Genomic DNA, 7,531 nt, shown 5'->3' on the forward strand with positions numbered 1-7,531 from the left:
GGACCCACGGGACCTTCAGGGGCGGACGGCGTCACTGGACCCACGGGACCTTCAGGGGCAGACGGCGTCACTGGACCCACGGGACCTTCAGGGGCAGACGGCGTCACTGGACCCACGGGACCTTCAGGGGCGGACGGCGTCACTGGACCCACGGGACCTTCAGGGCCTTCTGGACCTTCTGGACCTCAAGGACCTCAGGGACCTCAAGGGCCTCAGGGACCTCAAGGACCTGCAGGGAACACGGGACCTACCGGATCTATATCTAACGTTTCGATATCCTATTTCGGAGATTCTTCTACAGCCAATCTCCAATTAGCAGCGGGAGCGTCTATACCATTTAATCTACCTGATAAAACAGATCCAAATCTTCCACTAGTCGGGGGTACCGGCTTCCAAGTAGCGATTCCAGGCCTGTATCTTATGATCGCTACGATTTCGGTTGCACCAGGATCTGTAGGCATCTTTGAGTACACGATAAATGGTGCCAACATTAGTAATACTCTCTTTTCAGCAGGTGGTGCAACAGGGGTTGGAGCGGGTTCGGTAACCATACCATATATACGTCAGATGAACGCTGGACAAATCATTGCTGTTAGAAATGGAGGAAGTAATTCAGTAACTTTACAATCTGGAAACCAAGCTATTACTGGAAGAAGGCCGGCATATGCAGGTATTAGTATAATGAAAATTAATTAGCATTTGTTTTAAATAGCTGTCCTTTTGGGCAGCTATTATTTTTAGCTCTGCTAACTAGAAGGAGTACAAGCCTTTACATAATCACTTACCTTAAAAAACTCAAGCGAAGTAGAAACACTTCTCCCTTCTTTCTCTTGGTTCCGTTCGATCATGAAATATCCCTTCGAAGTATATAAAGAGTCAATGTTTCCCTCTTTCGCATGTGGAGTCGTCCACTTTTGAATCGCACCCTTCTCCACCGTAACGACTTCCACGCCTCCACTCTCATTCGTAAAGAACAAGCTGTTCCCATCTAGTGAAGCTTGCTGATTCACTTCAGTTCCTTTTATGACCAATGTCTCCGTCTTCTTGTTCAGATCATAGAGAAACACAGTAGCATTCCCTGAATCCATGTCCTCCGATTTCTGGAACAATACCTTTTCCTGATTAAATGCCCTTACATACCCGGGCCTCCAACCCTTTAGACCATCCGTAATCGTAGACTGTTTCCCACTTTTCAGATCATAGAGTTGAAACATCCCCGTACCATCTTTAAAGTCCGTCCAGATCAATCGATCCTGTTCACCATCCATCTTAATATCATGCGACTTATCCGAATATGCGTACTGAACCAGATCCTTTTCTTTAAACGTGTTTAAATCAATTCGTTTCACTTCGACATGCTTATTACTTTGTGTTTCATACGCCATGATGACCGAATCACCAACCAAAGTAGAGAGCCTCCGAATATGGTTGATATCATCGTCTCGTTGTTGATAAATCTTCTTTTTTACTCCCGTCTTTTGATTTCGCGCCCACACCATCTCCCCCGATCCCTGATCCCGAGACTCGCTCCAAACCATCCAATTCGCATTTACCTGCAACTCACCAATCGTGGCCGCCTTGTAGTCGGATTTGAAGATCGATTCCCTCTTTTTCGATCGGAGATGGATCTTGTGAATCTCATTTGATAAACTCTTCCCCTTATCCGTACTGAGAGCGACATACGCATACTCCCCATCATCCGATACCACCACATCCCCGATACTCGGGCTATCCAGCTGGAGCACGATGGAAGAAGGAGCCTGCTTAGGCACTGGCTGTACAAATCTATCATTCGGTAAATCACCCTTTATCGTGGAACACCCCGTAACCAATAAAGCACTCACAAACACAAGTAAAAACCTCTTCACATACATGCCCCCTACTGTTTAGACTGCTTCACTTCAAACTCCAAAATGGACCGGGTCATTTCTAAAGATGCGTATAGTCCCTCATCTTGCCTCGGCACGGCCCTTTGAAAGGTATTCCCATCTGTACTGAACTTACCTTGATACCCACCTAGCACATGATACATCCCGTCATCCTTGCTCTTTCTCCCGAACAAAACGACCCTCTCATCCTTCTTCATGACCGAAATCCCATTCACTTTCACTTCCACCAGCTTATTTTCTTCTGATTTACGAAGGGGATAATCCCTTCCACTGCGCTCCCTTTCAGCCTTTTTCGTGGTAATGCCTCCCATCTCTTCAAACGTTAGAACATCGCCCACTTGTACATTTCCACTCAAGACCTTTGCCACTTTTACTTGAGAAATGGTAAACGGAACGGAAGGTCCCTTGGGATCATATTTCACGCTAGTACTGAGCACATCGACTTCCAATACAACATCAGCAGCTCTTGTCAAGCTTCGGACATCGGTATACAAGGTGGAGGCATCCGCCTGAACATAAGCAGACTCCATAGGCGGTTCTTTCGGCTTCGTTGGTTTGGACTGGGTGGGGGGATTTATCTTTTTCTCTGGCATTGCCGAAGTGTCATGACATGCACTCAGCAACAAAGTCATAGAACACATACAGGCAATCGAAACAACGTTTTTCATCTTTGAGTCGCTCCTTTTTCGGCATAGGGACTTAACTGCTAAGAGGGCACTCCAGAGTAATGTGGAATGCCCTTATAGACCTACTTTTTAAGTTGCTGAACTTCATTTACCAAACTAGACTGACTCATTTTCAAAGTGGGATAAAAAGATTCGTCTCCCTTTGGAGATTGGCGTTCAATCTTATTACCATCGACCTTGAATTTACCTTGATATCCACCTACTACAAGGTAAATATCTTGATATCTTTCCCCAAACAACAATACCTTTTCGTCCTTCTTCATAGCAGAGAGTCCATTGATCTTGAAATCTACCTGCTTATTTTCTTCGACTTCACTGAGGGGAGGAAAGTCTCTTCCACGACTCCGTTCACTTACATATTTTTGAGTTGTGATACCGCCTGTTTCTTGAAATGTTACAACATCTCCAATCTTTACATCACCACTTATCACCTTAGAAACTTTCACTTGTGAGAGTGTGCACGGCGCAATCTCATCCTTATAATACTTTGTGCTAGTACTCATTACATCGCCTTCGATTACAATGGCAGAAGCTTTTGTTAAGCTTGGTATATCGTTGTAGGCTCTCACAATATCTGCATGAGTATCAACGGTTATGAACCCCGATGCTGTTTCATCAGTCGTTTTCTTTGTAGCTGTAGCATTTGTTTCCGTGTTTGTTGAAAAGGCAGAGACCACTACGAAAGAGCCTAACAAGATAGCACTAATGCCCATAAGGATAAATCCTTTTTTCATTGTACAATCGCTCCTTTAGTTATATATTGCGTTGATACCCTTGTAGTCATCTAGCAAAGGCCTGCTTGTTTTCCTGCCATATGCAAATTGACACATAACAGAAAACTCATTACCATTGTGAGCCAAACCCATAGCGTGCCCGATCTCATGGGCAATCGTTCCTTGTTGGTCTGTTTCACCGATATATTTCAATTCCGCTTGATTCAACTCAATTTCCGTCCATCCCCAGTTGCTCTTCTCTGGTTCAACCTCCTCTTTATACCGGTAAAAGTAAGTCATCCCAGCATATTTTTTTGAGGGGTTATTGATGGAAAAAAATTCAACAACACTTGCTTTTTTGTTGGTCGATTCTCGAAAGGATATAGGTGTCGATAGAATACTAGACGAGTTAACCCAAGTATTCCAAGCATTTTTGATAAGAGGTTTATATTGGTTTGCTGAATCATGTAGGTAGTAGTATTGGCGATTCTTACCCCAATTTCCTACTCCATTGGTTAGCTTGTGACCGTAAAGAATATAGGCAGATGATTCTATTGGAAAAAACAGAACAACAGCTAAAGCCGACAATAATAACGACAGTCTCTTTTTCAAACTATCCACCTCGTTTGTTCTCTTGTAGGAAAATACAAAGGACGAGTTCTCGCTAAAATTCCCTACGTCCTTCATATTTGGCTTGAAATATGTGTGTTTCAAAACAGTATTCGTGACTTGATAGGGGGCATTGGTGTATGCTGGTGGTATACGTATAGTTTGGCATCACCTCCTTAGAGAGTGGTGGGTGTAGGTGATGGGCCGGACTACTGGGGGTAGTCTGGAGCATGTATCTACACTTCAAATTACGAGCCTGTAAGAGTGTGGGAAGTGCTAGGAGCGTTCGTCTTTTTCTTCGAATGTTTCTCGTAGCTTCTTCCATAATCTGAAGGCTTCTTTTTCTTCTTGGATAACGCTGAAGATGTCCACGGATCGGCCGGCGAAGACTTTTATGCCTTCGGTGATGGCTGCTTGGACCATATCGAACATCTTAAATTCGATCTTCTGACCGTCAGTGGTGATGATCTGAATCAGACTCATACGCCGTTCGGGTATGTGATCGATAGAACACTTAACGCAGGGCTGGACTTCGCCATCTTTGATCTTGTATCCAGTCTCTTGCTCTAAGACTTTTACACTGGGATTGCGGTGGACATCATCCATAAAGGACTTGATCTTCTCTCGTGAACCTTCAACCTGAAGTTTTAACAATTTCCAAACACTCCGTTCTTTTGTTTTTAGAAAGTCAGATATAGAGCAGGTATGTTTCTGCGATCTTACTGCTTCGTCAGTTAAATTATATTTTATTGTTTAAATTTTTTCAATATTAAGGTACTTTAACTTTCAAACTGGCACGAGTGGGTTTAATGAGATCGTGAATGCTTATTTTATTGAGCTTGTCTCATTAGAAGGGGATTGATTTTAACGTGGAGAATTAAAATGATAAAAGAGTTTCTATTTTGAATATTTTTCTGTTCACTCTAACAAAGAAAGGTAGATTGATATGGAAAATCCTTATACAGAAGCTAGTTTAGCCCGATATATCGTGAAGAAGACAAGAAAAGATTTGGGATTAAATCAGAAGGACCTCGAAGATTTGAGCTTATCCGCTTCGACGATTAGTAATATTGAGCGCGGAGAAGTAGATCCGAGGGATGAGACATTTGCCTATTTGCTGAAGAAGTTGAATCTCGATCAAGCGAAGCTAGATTCGTTAATCCAACAAGAACAATATGCGATGGAAGAGCTAAGATTTTACTTTGACTGTATTGAAACGATGCTGGATAATCAAAACTTTGGTTCAACAGAGGGAAAACTCGAAATCCTGAACAAGCTAGAAGCAGTGAAACTAGAGGATTTCCACACATCCGCTCCTTGGCTCTCTTATTTAAAGGGTCGCTATTACTATAAAAGTAATGATTTTAAAAAAGCGCGCTTTCACTTTGAACAAGCTATACAGCTATGTAGAATCCATAAGCTAGAACCCGAAAACAATATAATCAGCCTCTGTTATAACCAATTAAGCAGTTGTAGCCACTATCAAAACGACTTCTTAAGTGCTTTGGCACATGTAAAAAATGGGCTTGAAGCCTTTGATGATACTAAAAAAAGGCCTGAAGTTCGGTATTTGCTACTAAGCAATAAGATTCTGTATCTCATGAAATCTTCTCAATCTGATCTAGCTTTACAATTATTGAGTGAAATATGGGAATCACTATCCGAAATAGAAAACATTCCTGTTCGATTAAATTTTTATAAATACCGTTCTACTTTACTACGTGAGCAAGAGGAATTTAATAAAGCGATTCAAATCTGCGAAGAAGGGATTGAACTTGCGCGGAAAACCAAAATGCAAGATGACGGATATCTTGATTTATTAAACATCTTAGGAAGCATTTATCTAAAGCAAAGATTATTCAATAAAGCCCTGTCGCGATTTCAAATGGCCCTAGAGATTGACCGAAATTTGGAATATCCACGAAGACATATTGATATTCATTCCTACTTAGCAGTCCTCTTCCTCGCACAACAAGACTGGAAACAGGCATATGCACACATTCAAGAAGCGATTCAGATTAGCCGAAAGTTACCTGATATATTCCGCTTGTCTAAAGCCTTAATTATCCAAGGTAATTGCTTGAGCCACCAAGGTCACTATGCTGATGCAGTCCCCTTTTTTCAAGAAGCCATTAAACTGACAGGGAAACACGGTTTCAAACATCGGCAACATTCTGCTTTATTGAAACTGACTAACTGTTTTGATATGATGAAAAGTAATGATGAGTTCATCACTTGTATGAAAGAAATGTATATACTACAAAAAGAACTCCATTTTAAAAGTGAGGATGATTTGTATGAGCTGTAAAAGGTATGTAGTCACTCCAACACTCCGCTTAGGCGATGATGACGAAACAGCAACTTAATGATAGATATATAACCAGAACTAGGGCAAATGAGAGGAATTGGCCGATACCATCAATAAGGCTTGTCACCTAACATTCTGCTTGAATAATAGATGTTACAACTCATTCTTACATATACGAGAAGCTAGCACTCGATGGGTGCAAGCAGTGGATAGAACACGAGCCAAATCAGCACCTCCACTTAGACAACGAATCTAAACCATCCACATAGAAAAAGCTATTCCTCTAGCCTTGATCGAGGGATAGCCTTCTTTGGTTTGAAGTAGGTTCTGATGACTCATCAAAAAACTCTATCGTAGAAGAAGGCTTGAATATCTCTATCTTTCCATCGCTAGAAATGCTTCCTTGCATTCCAGCTGGTAGCTTTTGAAGCTTTTCCTTAGGAATCATGTTAATTCCTTCGCCTAGCTTCTGATTATGGAATCCTTTAGGAGGCGTATCACCAAGGAATATAGGTAGGAATTCCGCCTTATTGGATTCATCGTTTTCTATATCATTACTAGAAACCCAAATAGGGATAGTAGATAGAGCTAAACAAACTGGAATTACTCCAAATAATAATGCCTTCTTCATGCTCAATCCCCTCTCTTACAAGTAATATCATATACCCTAACACAATAATAGATTGATTTATCAGTAGTCGCTTTGCTGTGGGAATTCACATATTAACGCTTATTAAAATAAATCAAAATGGGGTTAGCTCTTCTGAATTCATAGCAGGCAGTGTAAATACAAATCCGGTCGTCATCAGAAAAATCATGGGGATGCTGAAACAGGCAGGTCTGGTAAAGGTAAGACCCGGTATTGCAGGAGCAGAACTCGCAAAGGACTTATCTGACATTACCTTACTGGACGTTTATAAGGCGGTAAATGTGGTACAAGATAAAGAATTGTTTAGCATACATGAAAACCCAAATCCGGAGTGCCCCGTCGGGAGAAATATCCAAAATACAATTGGTCCCATCTTTGAGATCGCACAAACAACCTTGGAGAAGGCTTTAGGAAATGTAACCGTTGAAGATGTAGAACGAGATATTATGGAAAAAGAAAAACGAAATAGTAAAATGTTACACAATGAATAAACGAACAAAAGAGATTAGAAGCCCAGTGTAAGCGGGGCTATAAGTTGATCTACCATTTGTTTTAGCGATAGAAAAAACCCAGCTATCCGTCATGAACTGCACCCCAATTGTTGGACACGAAAAATCCACCAATTGGAGGTGCTTTTTCTATGACTAAGTATTCAATAGAGATTAGATTGGAAGCTG

Annotated in this window: 8 protein-coding genes and 1 pseudogene; 3 read left to right on the forward strand and 6 right to left on the reverse strand. The window is 41.5% G+C overall.

The window, feature by feature from the left end; genetic code table 11:
- Positions 1 to 696: pseudogene (locus EDD57_RS15030) on the forward strand (collagen-like protein); the annotation flags it as partial.
- A 50-nt stretch (positions 697 to 746) separates the two neighbouring features.
- Here EDD57_RS15030 and EDD57_RS13855 read toward each other — a convergent pair.
- The 5 genes from EDD57_RS13855 to EDD57_RS13875 form a co-directional block, all read right to left on the reverse strand.
- The gene (locus EDD57_RS13855) at positions 747 to 1,868 is read right to left on the reverse strand and encodes a lipoprotein (RefSeq protein WP_131850007.1); all 1,122 of its coding nucleotides are present in this window, start codon (positions 1,866 to 1,868) and stop codon (positions 747 to 749) included.
- A gap of 11 nt (positions 1,869 to 1,879) precedes the next feature.
- A complete protein-coding gene (locus EDD57_RS13860) occupies positions 1,880 to 2,557 on the reverse strand; it encodes a hypothetical protein (RefSeq protein ID WP_131850008.1) in 678 nt (225 codons plus the stop codon).
- 80 nt (positions 2,558 to 2,637) lie between these two features.
- Positions 2,638 to 3,309, reverse strand: coding sequence for a hypothetical protein (locus EDD57_RS13865; protein ID WP_131850009.1), 672 nt, complete (start codon positions 3,307 to 3,309; stop codon positions 2,638 to 2,640).
- Between the two features lie 15 nt (positions 3,310 to 3,324).
- On the reverse strand, positions 3,325 to 3,900 hold the full coding sequence (locus EDD57_RS13870; protein ID WP_165873846.1) for a matrixin family metalloprotease: 576 nt from the start codon (positions 3,898 to 3,900) through the stop codon (positions 3,325 to 3,327).
- Between the two features lie 273 nt (positions 3,901 to 4,173).
- Positions 4,174 to 4,551, reverse strand: coding sequence for a hypothetical protein (locus tag EDD57_RS13875; protein WP_131850011.1), 378 nt, complete (start codon positions 4,549 to 4,551; stop codon positions 4,174 to 4,176).
- Positions 4,552 to 4,843: 292 nt separating this feature from the next.
- Between EDD57_RS13875 and EDD57_RS13880 the strand changes: the two genes are divergently transcribed.
- Complete coding sequence (locus tag EDD57_RS13880) at positions 4,844 to 6,205, forward strand: tetratricopeptide repeat protein (protein ID WP_131850012.1); 1,362 nt, start codon at positions 4,844 to 4,846, stop codon at positions 6,203 to 6,205.
- Positions 6,206 to 6,488: 283 nt separating this feature from the next.
- Here EDD57_RS13880 and EDD57_RS13885 read toward each other — a convergent pair whose 3' ends face one another.
- On the reverse strand, positions 6,489 to 6,836 hold the full coding sequence (locus tag EDD57_RS13885) for a hypothetical protein (RefSeq protein ID WP_131850013.1): 348 nt from the start codon (positions 6,834 to 6,836) through the stop codon (positions 6,489 to 6,491).
- A 59-nt stretch (positions 6,837 to 6,895) separates the two neighbouring features.
- On the opposite strand from EDD57_RS13885, the gene EDD57_RS13890 reads away from it, so the two are divergent.
- On the forward strand, positions 6,896 to 7,345 hold the full coding sequence (locus tag EDD57_RS13890) for an Rrf2 family transcriptional regulator (protein ID WP_131850014.1): 450 nt from the start codon (positions 6,896 to 6,898) through the stop codon (positions 7,343 to 7,345).
- The last annotated feature ends 186 nt before the right edge of the window (positions 7,346 to 7,531 follow it).

The sequence above is a fragment of the Baia soyae genome (assembly GCF_004341445.1).
In the GTDB taxonomy this organism is placed as follows: Bacteria; Bacillota; Bacilli; order Thermoactinomycetales; family Thermoactinomycetaceae; genus Baia; species Baia soyae.

What these genes read in the sequence shown, in the direction of transcription:
- EDD57_RS13880 (WP_131850012.1), top strand. Translation starts at nt 4,844, where the DNA reads ATGGAAAATCCTTATACAGAAGCTAGTTTAGCCCGATATATCGTGAAG.
- EDD57_RS13885 (WP_131850013.1), bottom strand. Translation starts at nt 6,836, where the DNA reads ATGAAGAAGGCATTATTATTTGGAGTAATTCCAGTTTGTTTAGCTCTA.
- EDD57_RS13860 (WP_131850008.1), bottom strand. Translation starts at nt 2,557, where the DNA reads ATGAAAAACGTTGTTTCGATTGCCTGTATGTGTTCTATGACTTTGTTG.
- EDD57_RS13865 (WP_131850009.1), bottom strand. Translation starts at nt 3,309, where the DNA reads ATGAAAAAAGGATTTATCCTTATGGGCATTAGTGCTATCTTGTTAGGC.